A 25,529-nucleotide genomic window follows, 5' to 3' on the forward strand; every position below is an offset into this window, starting at 1 on the left:
AGGAAATATCCTTCGCCCTGTTGCATTTAAACTGGACTCACTTATTGATTTTCACGAAAGCTGATAGGGGCATCGATGAAGCGAATTTTACTGGCGTTTCTCAATTCAATGCGTGCTCTCAAGCACTTAGCTCGGCATGAAAAGGCAGTTCAACAAGAACTCGTTCTGTTTCTGATCTCGTTGCCCGTTGCATTTTTTCTGGCTCCGAGCTGCCTTGCATTCCTGATGATGACAGGGTCGATCCTGTTTCTCATTCTGGTCGAAGTGCTGAACACTGGCATTGAAGCGACCTGCGATGCTGTCTCCCGCGATTTTCATAAGGAGATTCAGATTGCCAAGGATTGTGGATCTCTTGCCGTATTGATCGCCATTGTTTTTGTAGCCATCACATGGGGCTATGTACTCTTCACAACCTATCTGATCTGACAAAGAACAGTCGTTCTTCCACTCCATCCGTTGCAATTAATTGCACAAGCGCGTTAAAGCTTGGGCATGATCAGCGCTAGCGAGAATCTCGATATGCTTCGTATTGCTGTTGCACAGCTCAATCCTGTTATGGGCGACATTGCCGGAAATCTTGCCAAGGCTCGTAAGGCACGCGCAGAAGCTGCCAAATTAAATGCCGACCTCGTGATGTTCACCGAGTTGTTCATCGCAGGCTATCCGCCTGAGGATCTTGTTCTGAAAACAGCCTTTGTTGCAGCTTGTGAAAAGGCAGTGACAGAGCTTGCTAAGGATACAGCTGACGGTGGCCCAGGCGTTATCATCGGCACGCCATTGCAACGTGATAGTGGCTTGCACAATTCTATCGCTGTTCTCGACGGTGGCGAAATCATCGCCGAACGTTTTAAGGTTGATCTGCCGAATTACGGCGAGTTTGACGAAAAGCGCGTTTTTCAGCCCGGACTGATGCCGGGACCTGTGAATTTCCGTGGTGTTCGCATCGGTATTCCGATTTGCGAAGATATCTGGGGCGATATGGGCGTAGCGGAAACTTTGGCTGAAAGTGGCGCAGAATTCCTATTGGTTCCAAACGGTTCGCCTTATCATCGCGCCAAGATTGAGCGTCGCTATCAGGTTGTGCTGAAACAGGTTATCGAAACCGAACTTCCAATGCTCTATGCCAATCAGGTTGGCGGGCAGGACGAACTGGTCTTCGACGGCGGTTCCTTTGTGTTCAATACGGACAAGACCCTTAGCCTGCAGATGCCGCAATTTGCAGAAGCGATCGCGCTGACCGTCTGGAAGCGGGATGGTGACGGATGGCATTGCGAAGCAGCCGAAAAGGCAAAGCTGCCGGAAGGTCTGGAAGCTGATTATGCAGCCTGTATGCTGGGCCTGCGTGATTACGTGAACAAGAACGGCTTCAAGGATGTCGTGCTTGGTTTGTCTGGTGGTATCGACTCGGCGATCTGTACGGCGTTGGGTGTCGATGCATTGGGTAAGGATCGTGTGCGTTGTGTGATGCTGCCCTATCGTTACACGTCGGAAGAGTCGCTGAAAGATGCAGCCGATTGCGCGAAAGCGCTCGGCGTGCGTTACGATATCGTGCCGATCGCAGAGCCCGTCGAAGGCTTCCTGTCTGCATTGAAGCCAATGTTTGAAGGCACTGAAAGTGGCGTTACCGAAGAAAATCTGCAAAGCCGTGCGCGCGGCACCATTCTTATGGCGATCTCCAACAAGTTCGGCTCAATGGTCGTGACTACGGGCAACAAGTCTGAAATGTCGGTGGGCTATGCAACGCTTTATGGCGACATGAATGGTGGCTTCAACCCCATCAAGGATGTCTATAAGATGCAGGTCTATGCGTTGTCTGAGTGGCGCAACAGCAACGTTCCGGTTGGCAGCCTTGGTCCTTCTGGCGAAGTGATCCCGCAGAATATCATTTCGAAGGCACCGTCTGCTGAACTGCGCGAAAACCAGACCGATCAGGACAGTCTGCCGCCTTATCCGGTGCTGGACGACATTCTCGAATGCCTCGTTGAAAATGAGATGAGTAACGCAGAGATTGTCGCACGTGGTCATGCGCTTGAAACCGTGCAACGCATCGAACATCTGCTCAATCTGGCTGAGTACAAGCGCCGGCAATCCGCGCCCGGTGTCAAAATTACCAAGAAGAATTTCGGACGTGATCGTCGTTATCCAATAACGAACCGCTTCCGCGACCGCTGAAAGATTTTATGATGACCGTAACCGTTCGTTTTGCACCGTCTCCGACGGGCTATATTCATATTGGTAACACGCGTACCGCGCTTTCAAACTGGCTTTATGCCAAAAAGAATGGCGGTAGTTTTATTCTGCGTTACGACGATACCGACGTTGAACGCTCGAAGCAGGAATATGCCGACGCTATTGCGGTTGACCTCGAATGGCTGGGCGTGAAGCCAGACCGTGTTGAATACCAGTCAAAGCGCTTCGACGTTTATGCGAAGGCTGTCGAGAAGCTGAAGCAGGCAGGATTGCTTTATGCCTGCTACGAAACAGCCGATGAACTGGAACGCCGTCGCAGATTGCGATTGGCTCGCCGTCTTCCGCCCGTTTACGGTCGGGAAGCGCTGAAGCTGACCGATGAAGAAAAGGCAGCTTTTGAAGCAGAAGGGCATAAGCCGCATTGGCGCTTTCTTCTACCTAATTTCGAGAGCGACCCGTTCGTAACAACGCGCACAGAAGTTCATTGGGACGATCTGGTTCGCGGCCCTCAGACAGTCGATCTTGCTTCGATGTCAGACCCTGTTCTCGTTCGTGAAGATGGTACTTATCTTTATACGCTGCCATCGGTTGTTGACGATATTGATCTGGGCGTCACGCACATCATTCGCGGTGATGATCACGTCACCAATACAGGTGTCCAGATTGCGATTTTCAATGCACTCGGCGCTAAGTCACCTGTGTTTGGGCATCATAATCTTCTGACAACAATTTCGGGCGAGGGCCTTTCCAAGCGCTCCGGTGCACTGTCGATCGGCTCGCTGCGCGATAGTGGATATGAGCCAATGTCTGTTGCGTCTCTTGCCGTACTTATCGGGACTTCCGAAGCGGTTTCCGCTGCTACGGATATGGATGCGCTTGCAGACCGCTTTGACCTTGCCTCTATTTCAAAGTCATCGGCAAAGTTCGACCCGGCTGAACTTGATACGCTCAATCGGGCATTGTTGCACGAGATGCCGTATGAGAAGGCAGCAGGCCGTCTCGAAGCATTGGGTATTCATGGTGAGAATGTTGAGCAATTCTGGCTGACTGTACGCGGTAATCTTGAACGATTTAATGATGTTGCTCATTGGTGGCAGATCATCAACGCCGATTTGCCTGAAAAGCCTGAACTGTCCGAAGAGGATTCTGCCTTCGTGCGTGAATCACTCACGATGCTACCGGCTGAGCCATGGGACAAACAGACCTGGAAGATCTGGACCGATGCTGTGAAAGCAGCAACGGGACGCAAGGGCAAGACACTGTTCATGCCCTTGCGAATAGCTCTTACGGGGCAGGCGCATGGTCCGGAGCTTGCGGATCTGCTGGTTTTGATTGGTCCGGAAAGAACGAAGAGCCGACTACTCTGACTTTCGAACTTTCCGTGTAGGTTCGCTCCGTTGGCGGCGTAGTCGCTGCCGGAGCAACATAAGCAGCCGGTTGTACCTTTGGAAGAGCCGTGGGCACATAGCCTGTTTCCGGCGCTTCATATGCTGGCACAACGAAATCTTCCACCGGCTCGCTCACCGCTTTCGCGACTTTAGCGTAATCCTGTTTCGGTGCCTTCTTCGCGGATGGCTTCTTTGGAGCAGCCTTTTGCATTTTCCGAGCTGGCATCCAGTTTGCAGAACACGCCTGCACAAATCTGCCTGCGTGAGGTCTGCCAGCAAGTGTGGCGTTCAGCTCCGCAACCCGGCCTTCAAGTGTATTAATCTCCGATTGAAGTTTTTCGGCTCTCGTCTTGAGGCGTATGCAAGCGGAAGATTTACTTGCTGAAATGCCAATACAACTTTGTTTTGCCATCTCAGTGCGCGTTCGAGAAAGTTCATCTTTGTTGCGATCAAGCTTTGCTTTTGTAGAAGTTATATTATTTGTTAAACGTGCTTTATCTTTAGGGCTGCATTGCTGTATTGGTTGCGTTGTTGTGCATCCAGCAATCAGCGCTGCGGTCGCTATTAACGTCACCAGAGATGATACACGAAAAAAATTCTTATTAGAAACCATCATAGAACAAGCCCGTCCCGTTGTCCGTATGGGGATTGTTATATGTTACAATTAAAAAATCATAAACGCCAAGTATGTTTATTCATACTTGGCGATTTTTATTTAATGGTATTATCTATATTAAAGTAAAAGCTTATTTAGCTCTATCTTTTTACTTCACCGGAACGTTGAAGTGCTTCAACAACCGCAAGCGCAGTCATATTAACCACGCCGCGCGATGTAACCGATGGTGTAAGGATATGGGCGGGGCGTGCTGCTCCAAGCAGGATCGGACCGACATGCAGTGCATCGGTAACGGTCTTGACTACGTTCAGCGTAATATTTGCGGCATCAAGATTGGGGAAGACCAGAAGATTAGCTTCCCCTTTGAGGCGAGAATTCGGGAATACGCGATCACGCAGAGCTTGTGACAGCGCCGAGTCACCATGCATTTCGCCATCAGATTCAAGTTCTGGTGCTTTTTCAGCAAGGATTGCTGCCGCCCGACGCATTTTTTCAGCACTTGCCGACTCTTTCGAACCAAAGTTCGAGTGTGAAACAAGGGCTGCTTTTGGTTCAATGCCAAAGCGGCTGATTTCTTTTGCCGCCAAAATTGCCATTTCCGCAATTTCTTCGGCTTCCGGTTCAACGCTGACATAAGTATCGGTGAGGAATAGCGCACCGCGCTGCGAAATAAGCAGGCTCAGTGCAGAATAATCGCTGATGCCCGGCAGTTTGCCGATGATTTGCTTTACAACGCGCATGTGGCGTTCAAAACGTCCTTCCAGACCGCAGATCATAGCTTCCGCTTCATCACGCATGACAGCGAGCGCTGCAATTGCGGTTGAATTGGTACGAACGATTGTGCGTGCTGCCTCAGGCGTTACACCCTGACGACCGGTGTAGGACAAATACAGATCAACATAGTCGCGGTAGCGTGGATCATCCTCCGGGTTGATGAGATCGAAATCCTTGCCCGGACGAATTTTCAAACCGTAGCGCTGAAGGCGTGTTTCGATAACATGCGGACGGCCGACCAAGATTGGCAGCGCGATGCGTTCTTCAATCACCACCTGTGCAGCACGCAATACGCGTTCATCTTCACCATCAGCGTAAATCACGCGCATTGGCTTGCTCTGCGCGCGTGCTGCAGCGAAGACCGGCTTCATTATGAGACCGGAGCGGAAGACGAAGCGGTTCAGCCTGTCCATATAGGCTTCCCAATCGTCGATTGGGCGCGTGGCTACACCGCTCTCCATCGCAGCCTTGGCGACTGCGGGAGCAATGCGCAGGATCAAACGCTGATCGAATGGCGATGGGATAATGTGGTCTGGTCCGAATGTCGGTGTATCACCTGAATAGGCGCGGGCGGCTACGTCTGAAGGTTCTTCGCGTGCAAGTGCTGCAATGGCACGAACTGCTGCAAGCTTCATTTCTTCATTGATGGCTGTTGCACCGACATCGAGCGCACCACGGAAAATATATGGGAAGCAGAGAACGTTGTTGACCTGGTTTGGATAATCCGACCGTCCGGTACAAATCATGGCGTCAGCGCGTGCTTCACGGGCGGCTTCCGGCATGATTTCCGGATTTGGGTTTGCAAGCGCCATGATAAGTGGCTTGTCCGCCATCTGCTTGAGCAGTTCAGGCTTGAGAACACCTGCTGCTGAAAGTCCAAGGAACACATCGGCGCCGCCAATGACATCCGCGAGTACGCGTGCGTCAGTCTTCTGCGCGTAAATTTCCTTCCAGCGATCCATAAGAGTGTTACGGCCTTCATAGACCACACCCTCGAGATCGCAGACCCAGATATTCTCGCGCTTGGCGCCGAGATTAACGAGGAGATTAAGGCAGGCGAGTGCTGCCGCACCGGCACCTGACGTTACGATCTTTGCGTCTTCGATCTTCTTGCCAGCAAGTTCCAGACCATTGAGCACTGCCGCAGCGACAATGATCGCCGTTCCGTGCTGATCGTCATGGAAAACCGGGATGTTCATTTTGGCACGGAGCTGCTCTTCAACTTCGAAGCACTCAGGTGCTTTGATGTCTTCGAGGTTGATGCCGCCAAAGGTCGGCTCCAGAGCAGAAACCACATCCACAATGCGTTCGATCTCGTGAGCGTCGATTTCGATATCGAAAACATCGATATCAGCAAATTTCTTGAAGAGGACGGCCTTGCCCTCCATTACCGGCTTGGATGCGAGCGCGCCGATATTGCCAAGACCGAGAACGGCAGTGCCGTTGGAAACGACAGCGACCAGATTGCCGCGCGCCGTATATTCGGCAGCAGCGGCTGGATCTTCATGGATCGCCAGGCAAGGGGCCGCGACGCCAGGCGAGTAGGCAAGCGCAAGATCGCGCTGATTGCCGAGCGGTTTTGTGGCCTGAATTTCCAGCTTACCGGGCTTTGGATAGCGGTGGAAAAACAGCGCCGCTTCGTCAAAATCTGAACGCGTGGAAGTGGAGGGGGTCTTTTTGTTGGTCATTATCGCATCGCTTTCCGGTTCATACGCGCAGCCGAGGGAGGAAGCCACGCAGTGACGCAAATTTGCGTCCTTTGAGCCATTATCGTTCTTATCTCAAACTATCAAATCACTATAGGCTCGATTCCAAGAAGCAGTTATTCCACAGCCGCAGGGTATTACAAATGAAACCGCTTCTTTTATGGCGGTAGACATGCCACCAAGCGATCCCACCAATCAACTGGATTTTGGTTGACGCGCGGAAATGTCCACCTGTTCCAAGCCTTTTGCGCCCTCCATGTGATGGCAGGCTTTATTTTGCGATAAAAATCAGGGGAGGTTAAACAATAAGCGGCGCATGGCCGACAGTTCTAATATCAGAATTATTATATAAGACTATACTTTAATAGCTAACTATATTGAACTGTTTCGCCGGATTTTGAGAGGAATATACTTAGTAAAATTCAGTAAACAATTTTAAGGTTATGTGTCATGAACGCCGGTCTTGAAGATGTGGTCGCAGCTGAGACTATTCTATCAGATGTCGATGGTCTCTTGGGGAAACTTATCATTCGTGGACGGTCACTCGACAGCCTTGTGCCTCACACTCGCGTTGAGGATTGCATTGAATTATTATGGAATGGCTTTTTTGATGATTTTCCCAAGGGGGGTGAGCTTCAGCGCGCATTGGGCGAAGCACGCGCTCAAATCTTCCATCATACGGACGCCATTGATGATGAGCTTTTGGATTTACAGCCCATTGAGGCGGTTCGTGCGCTTATAGCAAGAATCCCGGATGGTGACGATCTTACGGCAGCTCTGTATATGGTCGCCGCACCCGCCGTTTTTACGCCAGCTATCATGCGTGCAAAACGCGGCAGGCAGATGGTTTCACCTGATCCATCCCTTCCACATAGCGTTGATATTCTGCGCATGGCGAATGTTCGGATGCCTGAAGAGCACGATGTTCAAGCTTTGGATAGTTATCTCGTCTCAGTTTCGGATCATGGCTTAAACGCGTCGACCTTCGCTGCACGCGTCGTAGCATCGACCCAAGCCGGAATGACATCTTCGATTCTGGCCGCCATCGGCGCTTTGAAAGGGCCGCTGCATGGCGGAGCTCCGGCTCCTGTCCTTGATATGCTGGACGCTATAGGGAAGGCGGATAATGCCAAACAATGGCTGCAAGATGCAATTTCCAGAGGCGAACGGTTGATGGGATTTGGCCATCGTGTTTATCAAGTTCGTGATCCGCGTGCCGACGCTATTAAGGCTGCTCTTCTGCGCGTTCTGGAGAACAAGAATAAGGATGAAAGCCGTTTGATGCTGGCCGAAGCTGTTGAGGCCGCAGCGATTTCTGCGTTGGCAAACCACAAGCCAGACCGTTCACTTAAAACCAATGTCGAATTCTACACCGCCCTTCTTCTTGAGCAGCTGCATTTTCCGCGTGAGGCCTTTACCTGCGTATTTGCTATGGGCCGGGCAATGGGCTGGGCCGCGCATTGTCGCGAGCAGATAAAGGAAAATAAACTCATTCGACCCAAGTCAACTTACATAGGTCCGAAACTGGAACTGGTAAGTTAAGACATAGGTAGGAATAGCCAATTTCATTGATTGATACGGGTGGTCCGCAGTTTCTTTCGGCACTCCCAAAGAGGCGCGAAACTTCCAGTTTCGCGCCTCTTTTTTCGTCGTCATATGTTTGTGACATGAATCGGGTTTTCTGCGCTCAAATCCGGGTTGCCCCAAGGTTGCCAATGGAAGGACAACCAAATGAGCGAAGATCAGATCGAGCCAAAGCAATTCCGCACTCTATTCATCTCGGATGTGCATCTTGGCTCTAAAGCGGCACAGGCCGAACTTTTGCTGGATTTTCTGCGTTGTCATGAGGCGGAAACAATCTATCTGGTTGGAGACATCGTTGATGGCTGGCGCCTGCGACGCAACTGGCATTGGCCGCAAGAGCATAACGACGTGGTTCAGAAGCTTCTGCGCAAGAGCCGCAAAGGCGCGACTATCATCTATATTGCCGGCAATCATGACGAGTTCCTGCGCAATTTCCAGGGTACGCATTTTGGTGGCATTGAAGTCATGAACCGGGCCATCCACGAAACTGCAGATGGCCGCAAGTTTCTTGTCATCCATGGCGATCAGTTTGATGTGGTGGTACGCAATGCACGCTTCATCGCCTATCTCGGTGATTGGGCTTACGATACGGCAATCTGGATCAACACAGTGATGAGCCGTGTCCGCGCCATGTTCGGATTGCGATATTGGTCATTCTCGGCCTGGGCCAAGTTTCGCGTCAAAAAGGCAGTCAACTTCATTGGCAATTTCGAAGACGTTGTTTCGGAAGAAGCGCAGCGTATCGGGGTGGATGGCGTGATCTGCGGTCATATTCATCACGCAACCATCGAGAAGTTGAATGGTGTTGAATATATCAATACGGGCGATTGGGTCGAAAGCTGTACAGCAGTCGTTGAGCATTTCGATGGTCGTATGGAGTTGCTGGAGTGGACAGAGCGCCTTGGTCAGCGACCATCGCTTCCTGCCGTTCAGGAAGGCAATACGGGCGGCAGGATAATCAGAATTCCGCGAGCCGCAAGCAAAGCAGTGAACGGAAACCGATGAAGAAGCTGGTCATCGTCACCGACGCCTGGCATCCGCAAGTGAATGGCGTTGTAAGAACACTGGCGAAATGCTGCGAGCTGATGACCGAACGTGGTTATGAAGTTATTGTCATCTCGCCACAGGATTACCGTTCGGTTCCCTGCCCAACCTATCCGGAAATTCGTCTGGCATTGACAACGCCCCCGGCCTTTCGGCGAAAGCTGGCACGCTTAAACCCTGACTATGTACACATCGCGACAGAAGGCCCGCTTGGCTTTATGGCACGACGCGCCTGTATCAAAATGGGGTGGAGCTTCACTACAAGTTTCCATACCCGGTTTCCCGAATATCTTCGGGATCGATTTCCTATTCCGCCAAAGTGGACCTATGCGTTTCTGCGTCGTTTCCATAATGCAGCATCGCACACACTGGTCCCAACCCAATCGATTCTGGACGATTTGCAGGGGCGTGGCTTTACCGGGCTGGAGCTTTGGACGCGGGGTGTTGATCGCACGCTGTTTCATCCACGCGATGATGTTGTGAGGGAGTTGCCCCAGCCTGTCTTTATCTGTGTCGGCCGTGTAGCAACTGAAAAGAATCTGCCAGCGTTTCTGGAACTTGATTTGCCTGGAACAAAGCTGATCGTAGGGGACGGCCCGGCTTTAGACGACTTGAAATCACGTTTTCCGAAGGCTGTCTTTGTTGGTAAGAAAGAGGGAAAAGATCTGGCGCGCATCTATGCATCGGCAGATATTTTCGTATTTCCAAGCAGAACAGATACATTTGGTCTGGTTCTGCTTGAGGCGATTTCATCGGGCCTGCCTGTTGCGGCATTTCCCGTACCAGGTTCTGCCGACGTTATTGGTGCCACCAGGGCCGGTATTCTTTCTGATGATCTGCATCAAGCATGTCTGCAGGCGCTTGAAATGCCAACCTTTGATCCGGCCGAAGTGCTTAAACCTTTTACATGGAAGGCCTGTGCAGACATTCTCGAAAACGTGCTCTCGTCAACAAAGAGTGTCGCACAGCCAATAAACAAGCTAGATAATCAGCCCCAGACGGTTGCTTCGGGCGGATAAACCAGAGCGCCATCGTAATGAAGGCCGGGAACGCGATCCTGTGCCAGAAGCAGTGGACCATCAAGGTCAACCACATTGGCTTTTTGTGCGAGCAATACGGCAGGCGCCATCCCCAGCGATGTGCCAACCATGCAACCGACCATGACCTGCAAGCCAAGCGATATCGCTTTTTCTCGCATGATCAATCCTTCAGTCAGCCCTCCAGCCTTATCCAGCTTGATATTCACGGCATCGTAGCGTTTTGCGAGGTCTTCGAGGCCCTCAGACGTGTGCACACTCTCATCAGCACAGATGATCACCGGACGGGTGATGCGGCTCAGAATGTCGTCTTTGCCAGCAGGTAGGGGTTGCTCGATCAAAACCACACCTGCTTTAGCTGCCGCTGCCATGTTTTCTTCGATATTCGCATCCGTCCAGCCTTCGTTTGCATCGATGATGATGCGGCTGTTTGGGGCGGCATTCGCAACGGCATGGATACGTTCAATATCGTTATCACCACCCATCTTGACCTTAATCAGCGGGTAATGCGCGACTTTTGCTGTGGAAACTGACATTTCCTCTGGTGTGCCAAGCGACACCGTAATCGCTGTCTCAAGTGCGCGTGTTGGCGTCTCGAGCATATCAGCAACGCTTTTACCGGACTGCTTTGCTTCCAGATCCCAAAGCGCGCAATCAACCGCATTGCGTGCTGCACCCGCAGGCATAATTGTCTGGATATCCTGACGCGTCGCACCGCTCTCGATAGCATCGCGAACGGATTCAATCTGTGCACTTACGCTTTCGATCGATTCGCCATAACGGGCATAAGGAACACACTCACCGCGTCCCAACCGGCCATCCCGGCCAATCTCGCAGACAACCACCAAGGCTTCGGTCTTGGAGCCACGGGAGATTGTGAATTTCCCAGCGATGGGATAGCGTTCATGAATGATTTTCAAGCTATTGTGCATGGATATGCCTTTAAGGACGCAGTATTTCGGTCGTGCAACGACTCGTATAAGAGGTTAGGCCATGTTGACCGACGCTGCCGACAAAGCAAGTACTGCCGCCAATGTCGCGCCAAAGATTGATTTGGCCGAGCATGATGGTGCACGTCTTATCAGCCTGAGTGGACGTTGGATTTCGCAAAGCGTCAGCATTATCGATAAGAAGATGCGTGAGCTAGAAAAAGTCGGTGGTTCACAAGCCGTTATCATCGATGCAACGGATGTGGCGGGACTTGATACTGCTGGTGCATGGCTGATTGAACGGCTGCGCCAAAGACTATTGTCTCAAGAGATAGATGTTCGTCTGGAAGGCGTTAAACCGGCCTGGCTTCCTCTGATGAAAGAAGTCGGCGATTCTGTTGTGCGAACTTTGGATGTGCCTCAGACGAAGAAGCCATTCTTCATCATCTCAATGCTGGAATCCGTCGGCCGGGGCGTTGCTGCCATCTATGAAGACTTCCTGATGGCGATGCATATTCTGGGTGCCACTATTCGTGGCGCACAGCTGAAAGCAGGACGCGGAACCGGCATTCCAATTCCTGCAATCGTCAAGCAGATGGACCGGATGGGTGTGGGAGCAATCCCGATCATCATCCTCATGTCAACGATTGTAGGCGCCATTATTGCACAGCAGGGCGCGTTTCAGCTTCGCTATTTCGGAGCTGAAATTTTTGTTGTCGATCTGGTTGGCATTCTGGTTCTGCGCGAACTCGGGGTTCTTTTGACTGCCATCATGATTGCGGGTCGATCGGGCAGTGCGATTACGGCTGAAATTGGCTCGATGAAAATGCGTGAGGAAACTGACGCGCTCACCGTTATCGGACTTAATCCGGTAGGTGTTCTTGTCTTTCCGCGGCTTGTCGCTCTGGTAGTGATTTTGCCGCTTCTGACAATCATTGCAGATTTGGCTGCCTTGATTGGCGCAGCCGCTGTCGCATGGTTTTATTCGAATATTTCGCCAGAGGCTTTCATCAGTCGTCTGCATGATGCGGTGGCACTCAACACCTATTTCGCCGGCCTCATTAAAGCGCCTTTCATGGCCATGATCATCGGTATTCTTGCCTCAGTTGAAGGCATGAAAGTTGGCGGTAGCGCAGAATCACTTGGCCGCCGAGTGACTGCTTCGGTGGTGAAGGCAATCTTCGTTGTGATCGTTGTCGACGGCATGTTTGCCATGTTCTACGCAGCTATTGATTTCTAACCCGCTGGGTCGAAAGTTTTATGGGGTCTTTCGGACACAGTCGCGGACAAATCCGAATTAGCGCGGTCCCGAGCGGTTCAGTCGAATCGCAAGCTCGGTTAAAGAATACATATGGAGAATAACATCGATATTCAGCAGGAATTGCAGGACGTAGAGAGCAACGATGCGCCTGTGCCGATCATTTCGGTGCGGGATGTTACCGTTGGTTTCGGCGGACGCGCTCCTGTGCTCGATAATCTGTCGCTTGATATCTACAAGGGCGAAGTTCTTGGCTTTATCGGCCCGTCAGGTGCAGGTAAGTCTGTGCTGATGCGAACCATCCTGGGGCTGAATAAGAAGCAGTCAGGCGAGATCGAGATACTGGGGCGCAATATCGATAAGCTGACTGAAATCGAGAAGATGGCAATCGATATGCGCATGGGCGTGCTGTTTCAGCATGGTGCGTTGTTTTCTGCCCTCAATGTGCTTGAGAACATTCAGGTTCCAATGCGCGAATATCTCGACTTGTCTCCAAAGCTCATGGATGAACTGGCACGTCTGAAAATTGATCTGGTGGGATTGAAGCCGGATACGGCTGAAAAATTCCCGTCTGAACTTTCTGGCGGCATGATCAAGCGCGCCGCATTGGCACGTGCGCTGGCACTCGATCCGGATATCGTTTTTCTCGATGAGCCGACATCGGGTCTTGATCCAATCGGTGCTGCGGACTTCGATGAATTGATCGCCAATCTGCGCGATACGATGGGGCTCACTGTTTACATGGTGACGCACGACCTCGACAGTCTCTTTGCGATCTGTGATCGCATCGCTGTCCTGGGGAACAAAAAAGTTTTGGTTAGTGGTTCCATTGAAGACATGCTGACTGTAGACGACCCATGGGTAAAATCCTATTTTCGAGGAAAGCGCGCACGTCAGATCGACACATCAGCGCCGAGCAGACGGCGGCCCGGCAGCCGCTTGCAGACTGGATAAGATATGGAAACGAAGGCCAATTACGTACTGGTAGGAGTTTTCACGCTACTCGTCAGCCTGCTGGCTTTCGGTTTCGTGTACTGGATCGCCCGTTTCGGTGAAGCGCGGGATTCGGTTGAGCTCGACGTGCGCATACCCGGATCAGTTACAGGTTTGGGTATTGGTAGTCAGGTCTTGTTTAATGGTATCAAGGTCGGCGATGTCCGCTATCTGCATCTCGACGAAACCAATCCAGGAATGGTGATCGTTAAAACGCGTGTAAACGCAACCACGCCGATTACACGCTCAACCGAGGCTACGCTGGGCTTTCAGGGCTTGACAGGTCAGGCCTATGTTGAGCTGAAAGGCGGACGTCTCGATGAGCCGAACCTCCTCACAGAAGCAGCAAAAGAAGATACAGTCGCCCGAATAGATGCCGACCCTTCTGCTGTGAACAACCTGCTGGCTACTGCACAGGACATCTTCGCCCGGGCAAACTCCGTGCTTGGTGAGCTGGAAGGCTTTGCCAAGGAGGCGCGTGGCCCTCTGACCGACACGATCAAAAATACCAAGACCTTTACAGATGCACTTGCCAAAAATGCTGATGTGATTGACGAACTTGGTTCGAACGCCGCAAACATCAACAAGATCGTTTCTGATGCACAACAAATGATGGCGCGCCTGAATGCTGCCTCCTCACGCGTTGAAAGCGTTATCGCAAAAGCGGATCAGTTGCTTTCCAGCGATGATAAAGACGGTGTGGTCGCGCAAGCCAAGGCAACACTTGAATCCATCCGTCAGCTGTCGAGCAATCTGGATAAGCGTATTACGCCAATCGCCAGCAACCTTGAGCGTTTTTCGGGACAGGGCTTGAGCGATGTTCAGGCGCTGATTGGTGATAGCCGCCGCGCTGTGCAGCGTGTAGAACAGGCTGTAACTGACCTCGAACGCAATCCTCAGCGTTTGCTGTTTGGTGGCTCTGGTAGTGTTCCGCAGTATAACGGAAGGACGCGTCATTAATGTCCATTACAGGTTCTGTCGTGACAAAATCCCCTCGCAATTTGATCCGAAATGTTACTGCGCCCCTTCTGCTTGCAACTTTGTTGGCAGGATGCGGAACGACCACGCCGCTCGATACGTTTAGCTTGTCAGCCCCACAACAGACGAAATCTGCATCCGCAAGCCGCAAAAACCTTCAGCTTCTGGTTCCTGCGCCGAGCGCGTTGAAAGCACTGGATAGCGAGAATATTGTCGTCAACACAGCACCCGGTGCGATTGAGTATCTCAAGGGCGCTCAATGGGGCGACAGACTGCCGAACCTTGTTCAGTCGCGCCTTGTGCAGGCCTATGAAAATACGGGCGTCTTTGGTGGCGTAGGGCGACCTGGCGATGGCCTCGCTATCAATTACCAGATACTGACTGACCTTCGTGTATTCAGCATTCAGGCCTATGGTGCACAAAAGGCAGCTGTCGTTGAAATCGCGGTCAAGCTTATGAACGACAAGAACGGTGAAGTACGTGCAACGCACGTCTTCCGTTCGGCTGTTCCCGTTTCAGGAACGACCAATAGCGGTTACGTAAAAGCTCTTGATGCCGCATTCGAACGCACAGCAAGCGACATTGTCAGCTGGACTATATCTTCGCTTTAAGTGTTGAAATTCGAGATCATTGAAGGCAGTTCGGTTCACTCCGGGCTGCCTTTTTATTGATCGCGTTTCGATTTTGCACTTCTGCCAAGTGTCTATTGTTCCGATCTTAGAGCGCATCCCGAAAAGTGTGAAACGGTTTTCGAACAAAGATGCGCGTTAAAACAAATATTTAGAGCGCCTATCTGATCCAATCAGATCGAAACGCGCTCTAATGTCAGGCCGAGCCCACATCCACGGGGTTAGAGAAGACTCAATATCTTTCGGCTCGCAGCTAACTCAACGAACATAGAATCTCATCAAAAATGTGCACCGCTTGAAACAGCGACGATAAAAAACGCGGCCTGAAAGCCGCGTTTTTTATTGTTCATTTCACTGCGTTTAGCGCAGGCGTCCACTTGCGTGAGCAAGCATGGTGTAGACTTTGCCGGTGTCCGACGTCAGGTAAGTCTGTGTCACCATGTTGTCACGATCATTACGGGCAACGTCTTCGAGCAGACGCTGGAAGTCATCCATGTAACGGTCTACCGCACGGCGGAATTCACCATCTGTCTGATACTTGCGCTTGATATCATCAAAGGTCTGCTGACCCTTCAGCGTGTAGAGGCGGCGTGTGAAGACATTGCGTTCACCACGGCGGTAGCGGTCCCAAAGTTCAACTGATGCTTCATGATCGATTGCGCGAGCGATATCGACCGAGAGCGAGTTGAGCGATTCAACCACATGGCTTGGCGAACGTGGAGCCTGGGTCGGCTGTGCCTGCGAAGGTGCAGCAACTTCATCTTCGCGTGATGCGCGAGCCAGAAGATCGGAAACCCAACCGCGTGGCTTTTCAGCTGACTGAGCAGGTTGTGCAGCCTTCGGAGCTTCTGCCGGACGGGCGCGAACAGCAACCTCTGCCGGTGCAGAAATCTGAGGGCGCTGGACCGCAGCAGGTGCCTGAACTGGGGTAGGTGCTGCCCGCTGAGTCTGGACCGGACGCGAAACTGGACGATCTGCGCGGCTTTCACCGACGTCGACCAGACGACCCGACTTGTTGACGATTTCAGCAAGCTCCTTAAGAGCATTGATCTGTTCGCCAACAGCCTTGCGCATTGCGCTCGTGGTTTCCTTGGCTTCAGCAGGCATATCGAGAACGCCGCGCTTGAGTTCGCCACGTGTAGTGTCGAGCTCGCTACGGATTTCCGTTGCAGTGCGACGAATGTCGTCGGTTGCAGCCGAGAATCTCTGCGATGCCTGTTCAACGATCTCGGCAACGCTCTCACGCATTTTCTCAGCCGAAGAACGTGTCTGGCCTTCAGCGCGCTGGAATGCCGACGCAACAACGGTTTCAAACGACTGCATCAGTTTTTCGATGCCTTCAGACTTTTCAACCAGACCGGAAGCCAGCTTGTCGAGCGCCAGATGACGATCTTCAAGTGTTCCCGCGAGGCCGTTCTGTGCCGAGCTGATCATGTCCGAAGCGGTCGAGAGAACTTTGCCGTGCTCTTCAAAGCGCTCGGCAATATCTGCGATCTGCGACAGCGTGCCGTCTGACAGTGCGCGCAGCGTACCAATATTGGTGTCGATGAGACCAGTCGAAGCCTGGAACATCTGTGCCGCACGGTTGGCGTTTTCGACGAAGCTGCTTGTTGTTTCAACAAGACGACCATCGATATTCGTCAGATTGCGCGCGGCAGCATCGATCAGCTTGCCAAGTTCGCCGTTTGAAGCGGCGAGACGGTCGATCAATTCGCTGACATTTTCCGAAAGGCCGGTCTTTGCTTGCTGAACCGCTGCAATGGTTTCTGCCGTGCGGTTGGCCAGTGCGTTGACGAGTGCTGCATTTTCAGCGCGCAGGCGATCAGTGGCTGCGTGGGTGGCTTCTTCCAGCTGTTCTGCAAGTCCGCGACCGCTATCTGCCAGACGCTGCACGAGAGGTTCGGCAGTATCATTGAGAATCTGCGTGATTTCCTGCGAGCGGGCCGCGAGAACTGCATTGAGTTCACGCGTGCGTTCTTCAAGCGTTACAGCAGTCGTGTCTGTCACCTGAGCGATGCGTGCTTCAACAGAACCAAGTTCCATCGTGATGCGTGAACCGATGTCACCAAGGCGCGTTGCGATGGCATCTGCCCGTTCAGCAAGGCGTGCTTCCGTGCCGGACAGGTTCTCTGTAACGCTCGACGAGAAGGCTTCGCTGTGACCAGCCAGCGTCTCGCTGGTTTTCGTCGCAGTATCAGCGATACGGGCTTCAATTGCCGACAGTTCGCCGGTGAGGCGGTTTTCGATAACTTCAAGGCCACCAGCAATCGCGCTTGCACGTTCAGCAAGACGCGCCTCAGTACCAGCGAGATTATCAACAACGCTGGCAGAGAATGCTTCGCTATGACCAGCCAGCGTTTCGCTGGTTTTCGTCGCAGTATCAGCAATACGGGCTTCGATTGCCGACAGTTCACCGGTGAGGCGGCTTTCGATGGCTTCAAGTCCACCAGCAATCGCGCTTGCACGCTCGTTCAGGCGGGCTTCAGTGCCAGCCAGATTGTCGGCAACGCTTGCCGCAAATGCTTCGCTCTGACCTGCGAGTGTTTCGCTTGTCTTGCTTGCAGTGTCAGCAATGCTGCGCTCAATCTGGCCCAGACGCGATGCGATTGCATTTGCGCGTTCACCGAGGCGCTCTTCAGTAGCGGCGAGGTTGGTGGTGAGATCAGCACTGAAGCTCTGGCCGAAACCGTCGAGCGATTCACCAGCTTTTGCAGCTTCTGCGGACAGAACGCTTGCTGCTTCGGTAATTTTTTCACGCAGCGAGCCAGCAACGACACCTGCACTCTGTTCAAGCGCGCGGCGAACGTTATCGACGCCGATAGCGAGCGCCTTTTCCATAGTCTGTGTGCGTTCTTCGATAATGCCAGTCTGGCCTTCGAATGCGCGGGTAATGACATCGCTGCTGTTTTCAATCGCATTGTGCAGGTTTGCAGCACGCTGCGAAAGAATATCGCCGTGATCCTGAAGGGTCTGGCTGAGCGAAGCGGTGCTGTCGGTCAGCGTCTCACGGATCGCAGCTGTACGACCTTCAATGGTCTGCTCATGTCCATCAAGAATGTGGGCAAGGGCACTGTTATGATCGTTCAGAACTGAACGGAGGCCACTTGTACGCTCCTCAACACGCTGAACATGATCCGTGAATGTCGCTTCGAATGCATTGCGGCTTGCGCCGATCGTTTCGCTGATCGCCTGTGAACGTTCGTCAAAGACGCGCGCCAGTTCCTGCTGATTATCAGCGATAAGCGCCGTCAACGAGCTCACACGCTCATCGAATGTGCGTGCCAGAACTTCACGATTTTCATTGAAATTATCGCGCAGTGCGGTTGTACGTTCATCCATCAGTTGAGCAAGCACCGCCTGATTTCCGGCGATGACGCTATGCAAGGCAGCAGCGCGTTCGTCCAGCGAGCGGGCATGATCAGCAAAAGTCGCATCAAGGCGCGAGGCATTGTTAGCCATTTCTTCCTGCAGAACACTGGTTCTGTCTGCAAGGATGGCTGCATGCTGCTCTGCAGCTGAATTAAGAGCCGAAGCGCTGTTGTTGATGGCGCTCTCGATATCGCTCGTGCGTGCAGCAAGCGTATCGGCATGACCGCGAATGACCGCAGAAACGCGTTCGGTTTCACCTTCAAGCGACGATGCCAGGATATCGCGGCTTTCAGCAAGCTTGCCTGCGAAGGACGACGCCTTCTCGTTGAGAATGCCACCCACGGTTTCGCTGATCGAAGTCAGATCATCGCTGATCTTCGTCTTCGTGTCATCAATCATGGTGCTGAATGCAGTACGGCCACCGGAGAAGGTTTCTGCAATCTCACGGGTGCGAGCAATGAGATTTTCATTGATCTGGCGCGAACGGGTTTCGAGAGCTGCATTGAGTTTTTCTGTGCTGCTGTCGAGTGCATGGGCGCGTGTTTCGAACTCGGTGAGGAGCGAACGACCACGTTCGTTGAGCGTTGTGTCGAGCTGTGTCAGACGCGCATCGAATTCGCTGACCATCGACTGAGTGGCTCCGCCCAGCAAGGTGGCGATGCCAGCGGTGCGCTCATCAAGCGCGGAGCTCACGCGTTCCGAAATGTCACGTGATTGCTGATCGAGCGTGGCAATGCGGGTATCGAGTTCATTTGCAAATGCTTCACCAGAAGTGGTGATGCGCGTTGCAATATCGCCGGTACGCTTTTCAATCGCCTCAGCAATTGCGCCACCGCTTTCATTGATGCTGCCGATGAGACGTTCACCAGAATCACCAAGAAGCGAGCTAAGTTGTTCAGATGCAGAGACAACATTGTCGCGTATGATATTGGCAGCGCTAGACAATTCTTCCTTCAGTTGCTCATGAGCGCCGGTGATTGAAGAGCGGACACGCTCAGCATGGCTGACCACGGCTTCGCGCTCATTGCCAAGATCGCTGACGAGCGAACGGATACGAACTTCGTTGTCGCTATAAGCGCGTTCAAGCTGATTGACCTCGGACTGAACGAGAGTCTCAAGTTCAACAGCGCGTGCGAGTGTGCGTTCAATGCCTTCGTTCATCGCGGCAACTTCGCGACGGACAGCCTGGCTCAGTGTGGATACACGATCACCAGCGGCGGCTTCAGGCTGCAAGAGCTTGAGAGCAGCTTCCGACATGCTGCGCGCTGCGACATGCATTTCCTGCGCACGGCGGACGAGATGTGCAAAGCCCCAGAACATGACCACAGGCAATACTGTGCCAGCAATTACGCCAATACCGGCGGGGGATGTGAAGAAATCTTTGGTCGCCTGCAGGTTCGAGAAGACGTCAGGGCTGATAGCCTTGCTGATCGCAACGCCACCGGCAGCCCAGAGCACGCTCATAGCTGTCGTTGTCCAATAGAGCTTGGAAGAACGTTCGGTTACACGGCGAGGCGCAGCAGCAACGGCTCTGCCATTGCGAGAATCGTCATTGGCAGGCGTGAGGGCGGTAGCGGGCGTGGCAGCAACAACGGCCGATACTGGCGCTGATACTGGCGCCGATACTGGCGATGAGGTTGCAGGCTTAGGCGCGGCTTCCTGAACTGCTGGCTTGGCTTTGTTGGCAGGCTTTGGCGCAACATTGGCAGCTTCAAGTGAGGCGGATGGGAGCACAGCACTGACGACTGGAGGCACAGGCGGTGCGGCAGGGCTTGCAATGACGGAAACGGTGGCAATCGTTTCGGCCTTTGCCTTTCCTTCTGTCGTAATGTCTACGGGAGAGATCTTCTCAGCGCCGACTACTTTCGTGTTCTGCTCCGCAACCAACTCTTCGGCCGCGCGCGAAATCTGCTCTTCCAGGTCATCGATTGAAAATTTTTCATCAATCGCACTCAGGTCCATATCAATATCGAAATCGTCGCCGAAATCGATATCAAGTGCCTGTTCAAGTGCCTGTTCGACCTCTTGGTCGAGCTTTTGCGCCTTGGATTTAGAAGCCATAGCCTTGCCTACCTCGTACTCATTACTGCGACGGCCGGATCAATATAGAGCCGTTACAAAACTTACTCCGCCATTTTTCATCGTATCGGCTCGGGCTTGTTAAGGAAATAGGCACCCGCGCCTGATGTCTAAAACTTTAAATACAAGGTTAACAAAAATGGGCAGACTGGAAAAAAATGCCGGATTTCCGGCGTTTTGACATTAACGATCATTCTGTGGAAATCAAACCGATGCGATAAAGCATCATAACTCATCTCTGCCAAATCGTTAACAAAAATACGCGTTAGAGGAGAGCTGTTATTATTATTCTACCGATGGTTTGATTCATAAGGCGAAAAATCTGCACCACTTTCAAGCTTACTTTTCTATATGCCACTTTAATGCCTATTGTGCCTGCATCACAAGTGAACATCAGAAAACGCTTATATTTTCAGATCAAAGCGAGCTCTAATGCAATGGCATATTGGCGCAGTTATTGGCCGAATATGCTCCAATGGTTGAAACTCTAAGCATAAGGCCGTATTTGCCTCTGCGAGATATCAATCGCGCCGAGGAAGGCGTGTGCAGGAACATAAAATGACAAAAATTGTATTCGTATCCGCTGATGGCGCTTCACGCACGGAAGTTGAAGCTGACAACGGATCGAGCGTAATGGAAGCTGCAATCCGCAATGGCATTCCGGGCATTGATGCTGAATGCGGCGGCGCTTGCGCTTGCGCAACCTGCCATGTCTATGTCGATGAAGACTGGACCGAGATCGTCGGTGGTCCAGATGCGATGGAAGAGGACATGCTGGATTTCGCATATGAGCCGCAGCCCAACTCGCGTCTTTCCTGCCAGATCCGTGTGACGGATGAGATTGACGGCCTCGTTGTCCAGGTTCCGGAACGTCAGAACTAATATTTCAGGCAGAGTGGCGACATATAAGGAGCGTCGATGGTAGCCGAACGTCATTCTGACATCGCAATCATCGGCGCCGGGCCTGTCGCCCTTTTCTCTGTCTTCCAACTCGGATTGTTCGGTTTCAAATGTCGGTTGTTTGATTCCATGAGCCGGGCAGGCGGACAGTGTACCGCGCTTTATGCTGACAAGCCCATCTTTGATATTCCGGCTTTTCCCGAGATTATGGGTGACGAGCTGATCGATCGTCTGCTTAAGCAGATTGAGCCCTATCGTCCTGACTTTGAATTTAATCAGCTGATCTCAGGCATCACCGTTGATGAGCAGGGCGTTCGGATTAATACCGCCGCCGGCATCACCTTCAATGTCAAAGCTCTGGTAATTGCTTCAGGGCTCGGCGCCTTGACATCTGCTGGTCAAATCGTACGACCCGATCCACTCGCTACTGCTGATATCAAGCGGTTCGGAAACGCAATCGTGGTCAGCCCCGAGACGTTTCGCACATCGCAGCCGAAAATATACGCTATTGGTGACGTTTGCCATTATCCGGGAAAGCTGAAACTCATAGTTTCCGGTTTCCATGAGGCTGCCCTGATGACACAGGCCATCAGGCGCGAACTGCAGCAAGTCAGATAAGCTTCAGATTCTACTGCACCATTTTTTCGAGTTTATAGGTCAGCAAGCGTTCAAAGCGACGTTCAAAATTGATGGTTTCGACCCGGTCAAACCGTTCCTGCGCCTTATCATGCGCAGCCATCTGGCGTTCCGTTACCTTGTCGATATCAGCACGCAGCGTCACACAATCGGTACGGCTACGTAGAGAACGTATCTCTCTCTCCATCTCGCTGGCATGACTGCGTGCAATCACGATATGGCTTTCTTCGTGGCGGCGGATATCCTGATACAAAGTATCCCATATCAGCGCGAGTTCGGCAGTGGTTTTGCGGCGTTGCTTCCAGCGCGGCAACATGACCTTTGCATGGACATTCACATAAACGTCCTGGACCTTGCAGGCGCGATCACCGGCAGCACGGCCATAACGCACCTTGGCGTCGAAGCGGATTTCAGCTGCACCCGGATGATGCTGGCCGGTCTTCTTGAGAAATGGACCACTGCGTGACAATGCCTTGTCGAGATCTTCAGCGGTCTTTCCGTTGACATTATAATAGCTGAACGTCCGGAAAATGGAGGCTGCTTCAGCGTTAGGTGCAACAACTGCAAATGCCAACCCCAGAGCCAGAACCCGTTTTCTCATAGACATGTTCCGGCACCTCTTCATAAAACCAGAAAGAAACTCGTAAATTCACTGATGAGCAACATGGCATGCAATCGTCAAGAGAACTATAACGACCCTTATAAAACGACATGGTGCTAGTGGTCTTTTCAATTTCGACGTTTGTTCAACGCTTGTAACTGACGATTGCAAATGTCGGAATCAGACCACTCGTTTGGCTGCATTCGGTTCGAAGAAAAATAATCGGAATATTCGTCAATGATGAAACAATGGCAACTTGCCCACGATCGTAGCCTCCAATTGGGTACAAAATCTGTCATTATGGGCATTCTGAACGTTACACCGGATTCCTTTTCCGATGGTGGCCTCCACAACGATCTTGATAAGGCCCTCGCAGTTGCTGAAACAATGCTCGCGGATGGGGCAACAATTATCGATGTTGGGGGAGAGTCCACACGCCCAGGCAGTGATGCCGTTGATGCTGAAACTGAAGCAGCACGCGTTGTGCCAGTTATTCGAGCTATTACACAGCGTTTAGGCTGCATCGTTTCAATCGATACCTATCGCGCCTCGACCGCACGCCGTGCGGTGGAAGCAGGCGCGCATATTGTGAATGACGTGTGGGGGCTGCAACGAGAACCTGAGATCGCCCAAGTTGCAAAAGAGACAGGCGCAGGGCTGGTTATCATGCACACCAGTCGCGATAGAAACACCGATCCTGATGTAATTGCCGATCAGTTTGCATTTCTGGATGTATCGCTGGAGATCGCGGGCAGGGCAGGCATTGAAACCTCCCGTGTCGTTCTTGATCCGGGTTTTGGTTTTGGCAAAGACAAGGACGAAGATGTTGCGCTGATGGCACATATGGAGGAATTGCAGCGGTTCGGTTATCCTTTACTTGTCGGAACCTCGCGCAAGCGCTTCATCGGTGCGATTACTGAACAGGCGGATCCTTTGAAGCGCGATGTGGGAACTGCTGCAACATCAGTTGCAATGCGTTTGGCGGGAGCCGACATCTTCCGTGTTCACAATGTCGCTTTTAATAGGGACGCTCTTGCAGTTGCCGATGCTATCCTGCAAAGCAAAGCAAATTCAAAATAGGAACCATGGCCGTGTACACAATCCGTATCATGAATTGCGCATTCTTTGCGCACCACGGCGTCTTTGACGAGGAACATAAACTCGGTCAGCGTTTCTATGTCGATGCGATACTGGACGTCGATCCCGGCGACTCGCTGGACAATGACGATATTGAAGGCACGGTCCATTACGGGATTGCTTTTACTGTTATTCAGGACATCATCACCGGCCGTCAGCGTTATCTCATCGAGACACTTGCGCTCGATGTCGGTAAAGCACTGGTCGCGCGTTTCCCGCAGATCAAGCGTGCTGAAATCACCATTCGTAAGCCGAATGCGCCGGTTCCGGGCGTTCTGGATCATGTCGAAGTAACAGTGGTTTATCCACGCTGATGAGCAATGCCATGCCTTATCGCGCCTGGCTCGGGCTTGGCGGTAATATCGATGATCCTGTCGCGTCCATGGCCAAAGCGTTAAAGCTGCTTGATGCTCGTGACGACACAAAGGTCACCGCCGTTTCAAATGTTTATCGCACACCGCCTTGGGGTAAAACGGATCAGGCCTGGTTTCACAATGCCTGTGCGGAAATCGAAACAGCACTTGAACCACTTAAGCTTATTGAGACGTGTCTCGACGTTGAACGCTCTCTTAAACGGGTACGGCTAGAGCGTTGGGGGCCACGAATTATCGATATCGATATTCTTGCAATGGAAAAGTCAGGCGAGGCGGTCGTCATGAATGAACCGGCGCTTGAGCTTCCACATCCACGCATTCAGGAACGTGCATTCGTGCTCGTCCCACTCAATGACATTGCTCCGACACTTAAGATTGCAGGCAAAAGCGTTTCTGAGTGGGAAATGGCATGCGCCAGTTCTGAAATAGAAAAAGCCCGCACTGGTGCGGGCTGGTGGTTTGAATAGAGGTACTAGCTTTCAGAGACTAATTCTTGGCGATGCTGCCAACCGCCATGTTGTCGATGCGTTTTAGGCTCATCCCGATGACGGGTACGAGTTCCTTGTCAACGCGGACAGACACCGTGACATTCATGGTGTTTTTATCGGCGACGCGCGCAAGCATCGCACCATTGAGTTCCTTGCGATTCAGGCCGAGAACCACTTTGTTTCCAGTCACGGAGCCTGACGTTACATTCAGACCCTTGCCCTCTGCACCGTCATTGAACTTGCCAGAATAGCTGGAACCAACGCGTGTGACAGTTGCTTTCATTGGCTGAGAGAAAACACCGACCCGGCAAGAGCCATCCAGTGTCATGCCGACTGCGTCGTTGGGCGTTGTGCCCGCCAGCGAGCAAACAAACTTGGTGCCCTTATATTTCCCGGCGACAATTTCACCCGGACCGGACCATTGGCCCTCAATTGTCTGGAAAAACTGTTCATCTTTATCTGCGGCCAGAGCTGGCGCAGCAAAAAGCGATGCGGGCAGTAGCGTGAGGCATGCAGCGATGTAGTTTTTCATATTCAGCTCTGTCCCGGAATCTCGACCCTAAGGCACCATTCCAATAATTTATCTGTAAAGACTTCGCAACCGAATGCTCGATAATCGGGCGTCAGTGCGTTTCTATGGTGCAAGGATCACAGATTCGAGCACCCGATACGTCTATCTCATATTCGTTGCGAATGGTTAATGCTTCGTTGTCATAGCCATTAAAGTCAACGTTATTACCGGAATATGAATGTACTCTAGAGCGCGTTTCGATCTGATTGGATCAGATCGGCGCTCTAAATATTTATTTTAACGCGCAT

General features: G+C 52.1%; 21 protein-coding genes and 1 pseudogene. 15 read left to right on the forward strand and 7 right to left on the reverse strand.

Annotated elements, in window-relative coordinates; genetic code table 11:
* Positions 1 to 75 precede the first annotated feature (75 nt).
* The 3 genes from CEV33_RS05945 to gltX all read left to right on the forward strand — a co-directional run bounded on the left by CEV33_RS05945 (position 76) and on the right by gltX (position 3,557).
* Complete coding sequence (locus CEV33_RS05945; protein WP_094539577.1) at positions 76 to 426, forward strand: diacylglycerol kinase; 351 nt, start codon at positions 76 to 78, stop codon at positions 424 to 426.
* 66 nt (positions 427 to 492) lie between these two features.
* Positions 493 to 2,172: an NAD+ synthase gene (locus CEV33_RS05950; RefSeq protein WP_094539578.1), complete on the forward strand. Its 1,680-nt coding sequence runs from the start codon at positions 493 to 495 to the stop codon at positions 2,170 to 2,172.
* A gap of 11 nt (positions 2,173 to 2,183) precedes the next feature.
* Complete coding sequence (gene gltX / locus CEV33_RS05955) at positions 2,184 to 3,557, forward strand: glutamate--tRNA ligase (RefSeq protein WP_094539692.1); 1,374 nt, start codon at positions 2,184 to 2,186, stop codon at positions 3,555 to 3,557.
* Here gltX and CEV33_RS23660 read toward each other — a convergent pair.
* Both CEV33_RS23660 and CEV33_RS05960 read right to left on the reverse strand, forming a co-directional pair.
* Complete coding sequence (locus tag CEV33_RS23660) at positions 3,475 to 4,194, reverse strand: hypothetical protein (RefSeq protein ID WP_141211567.1); 720 nt, start codon at positions 4,192 to 4,194, stop codon at positions 3,475 to 3,477. The genes gltX and CEV33_RS23660 overlap by 83 nt on opposite strands.
* 140 nt (positions 4,195 to 4,334) lie before the next feature.
* Complete coding sequence (locus CEV33_RS05960) at positions 4,335 to 6,656, reverse strand: NADP-dependent malic enzyme (RefSeq protein ID WP_094539579.1); 2,322 nt, start codon at positions 6,654 to 6,656, stop codon at positions 4,335 to 4,337.
* Positions 6,657 to 7,124: 468 nt separating this feature from the next.
* Here CEV33_RS05960 and CEV33_RS05965 point away from each other — a divergent pair, with 468 nt between their 5' ends.
* The 3 genes from CEV33_RS05965 (at position 7,125) to CEV33_RS05975 (ending at position 10,321) form a co-directional block, all read left to right on the forward strand.
* Positions 7,125 to 8,216, forward strand: a complete 1,092-nt coding sequence (locus CEV33_RS05965) for a citrate synthase/methylcitrate synthase (protein ID WP_094539580.1) — start codon at positions 7,125 to 7,127, stop codon at positions 8,214 to 8,216.
* Between the two features lie 189 nt (positions 8,217 to 8,405).
* On the forward strand, positions 8,406 to 9,263 hold the full coding sequence (locus CEV33_RS05970; protein ID WP_094539581.1) for a UDP-2,3-diacylglucosamine diphosphatase: 858 nt from the start codon (positions 8,406 to 8,408) through the stop codon (positions 9,261 to 9,263).
* Entirely contained in the window at positions 9,260 to 10,321 is a 1,062-nt protein-coding gene (locus CEV33_RS05975) for a glycosyltransferase family 4 protein (RefSeq protein ID WP_094539582.1), read from the forward strand. Before CEV33_RS05970 ends, CEV33_RS05975 begins: the two co-directional genes overlap by 4 nt.
* Here CEV33_RS05975 and dgcA read toward each other — a convergent pair.
* The gene (gene dgcA / locus CEV33_RS05980) at positions 10,291 to 11,271 is read right to left on the reverse strand and encodes an N-acetyl-D-Glu racemase DgcA (RefSeq protein WP_094539583.1); all 981 of its coding nucleotides are present in this window, start codon (positions 11,269 to 11,271) and stop codon (positions 10,291 to 10,293) included. The genes CEV33_RS05975 and dgcA overlap by 31 nt on opposite strands.
* Positions 11,272 to 11,332: 61 nt before the next feature.
* Between dgcA and CEV33_RS05985 the strand changes: the two genes are divergently transcribed.
* The 4 genes from CEV33_RS05985 to CEV33_RS06000 all read left to right on the forward strand — a co-directional run bounded on the left by CEV33_RS05985 (position 11,333) and on the right by CEV33_RS06000 (position 15,108).
* Entirely contained in the window at positions 11,333 to 12,508 is a 1,176-nt protein-coding gene (locus CEV33_RS05985) for an ABC transporter permease (protein ID WP_094539584.1), read from the forward strand.
* A gap of 111 nt (positions 12,509 to 12,619) precedes the next feature.
* A complete protein-coding gene (locus CEV33_RS05990; protein ID WP_167388133.1) occupies positions 12,620 to 13,480 on the forward strand; it encodes an ABC transporter ATP-binding protein in 861 nt (286 codons plus the stop codon).
* A 3-nt stretch (positions 13,481 to 13,483) separates the two neighbouring features.
* Positions 13,484 to 14,479: an MlaD family protein gene (locus tag CEV33_RS05995; RefSeq protein ID WP_094539585.1), complete on the forward strand. Its 996-nt coding sequence runs from the start codon at positions 13,484 to 13,486 to the stop codon at positions 14,477 to 14,479.
* On the forward strand, positions 14,479 to 15,108 hold the full coding sequence (locus tag CEV33_RS06000) for an ABC-type transport auxiliary lipoprotein family protein (RefSeq protein WP_094539586.1): 630 nt from the start codon (positions 14,479 to 14,481) through the stop codon (positions 15,106 to 15,108). Before CEV33_RS05995 ends, CEV33_RS06000 begins: the two co-directional genes overlap by 1 nt.
* 378 nt (positions 15,109 to 15,486) lie before the next feature.
* On the opposite strand, the gene CEV33_RS24855 is transcribed toward CEV33_RS06000, so the two are convergent.
* Positions 15,487 to 18,300 carry an apolipoprotein A-IV repeat region-like domain-containing protein gene (locus CEV33_RS24855; RefSeq protein ID WP_456236562.1) on the reverse strand — a complete coding sequence of 938 codons (2,814 nt, stop codon included), beginning with the start codon at positions 18,298 to 18,300 and terminating at the stop codon, positions 15,487 to 15,489.
* A pseudogene (locus CEV33_RS24860) lies at positions 18,277 to 20,556 on the reverse strand (kinesin); the annotation flags it as partial. The pseudogene CEV33_RS24860 and the gene CEV33_RS24855, both read right to left, overlap by 24 nt.
* A gap of 576 nt (positions 20,557 to 21,132) precedes the next feature.
* On the opposite strand from CEV33_RS24860, the gene CEV33_RS06010 reads away from it, so the two are divergent.
* On the forward strand, positions 21,133 to 21,456 hold the full coding sequence (locus tag CEV33_RS06010; RefSeq protein WP_024898709.1) for a 2Fe-2S iron-sulfur cluster-binding protein: 324 nt from the start codon (positions 21,133 to 21,135) through the stop codon (positions 21,454 to 21,456).
* Between the two features lie 36 nt (positions 21,457 to 21,492).
* Positions 21,493 to 22,092: an FAD-dependent oxidoreductase gene (locus tag CEV33_RS06015; RefSeq protein ID WP_094539588.1), complete on the forward strand. Its 600-nt coding sequence runs from the start codon at positions 21,493 to 21,495 to the stop codon at positions 22,090 to 22,092.
* Between the two features lie 10 nt (positions 22,093 to 22,102).
* Here the strand turns inward: CEV33_RS06015 and CEV33_RS06020 are convergent, their stop codons facing one another.
* Complete coding sequence (locus CEV33_RS06020; RefSeq protein ID WP_094539589.1) at positions 22,103 to 22,717, reverse strand: DUF922 domain-containing Zn-dependent protease; 615 nt, start codon at positions 22,715 to 22,717, stop codon at positions 22,103 to 22,105.
* A 231-nt stretch (positions 22,718 to 22,948) separates the two neighbouring features.
* Here CEV33_RS06020 and folP point away from each other — a divergent pair, with 231 nt between their 5' ends.
* From folP to folK, 3 genes are read left to right on the forward strand one after another with little or no spacing between them, the layout of a single operon-like run.
* Positions 22,949 to 23,791 carry a dihydropteroate synthase gene (gene folP, locus CEV33_RS06025; RefSeq protein WP_094539590.1) on the forward strand — a complete coding sequence of 281 codons (843 nt, stop codon included), beginning with the start codon at positions 22,949 to 22,951 and terminating at the stop codon, positions 23,789 to 23,791.
* An 11-nt stretch (positions 23,792 to 23,802) separates the two neighbouring features.
* Positions 23,803 to 24,162: a dihydroneopterin aldolase gene (gene folB, locus CEV33_RS06030; protein ID WP_024898705.1), complete on the forward strand. Its 360-nt coding sequence runs from the start codon at positions 23,803 to 23,805 to the stop codon at positions 24,160 to 24,162.
* Complete coding sequence (gene folK / locus CEV33_RS06035) at positions 24,159 to 24,689, forward strand: 2-amino-4-hydroxy-6-hydroxymethyldihydropteridine diphosphokinase (RefSeq protein WP_374818024.1); 531 nt, start codon at positions 24,159 to 24,161, stop codon at positions 24,687 to 24,689. Before folB ends, folK begins: the two co-directional genes overlap by 4 nt.
* Positions 24,690 to 24,708: 19 nt before the next feature.
* Here the strand turns inward: folK and CEV33_RS06040 are convergent, their stop codons facing one another.
* Complete coding sequence (locus CEV33_RS06040) at positions 24,709 to 25,242, reverse strand: hypothetical protein (protein ID WP_024898703.1); 534 nt, start codon at positions 25,240 to 25,242, stop codon at positions 24,709 to 24,711.
* Positions 25,243 to 25,529: the final 287 nt, after the last annotated feature.

Origin of the sequence: Brucella grignonensis (genome assembly GCF_002252505.1) — a bacterium.
Taxonomy (GTDB): domain Bacteria; phylum Pseudomonadota; class Alphaproteobacteria; order Rhizobiales; family Rhizobiaceae; genus Brucella; species Brucella grignonensis.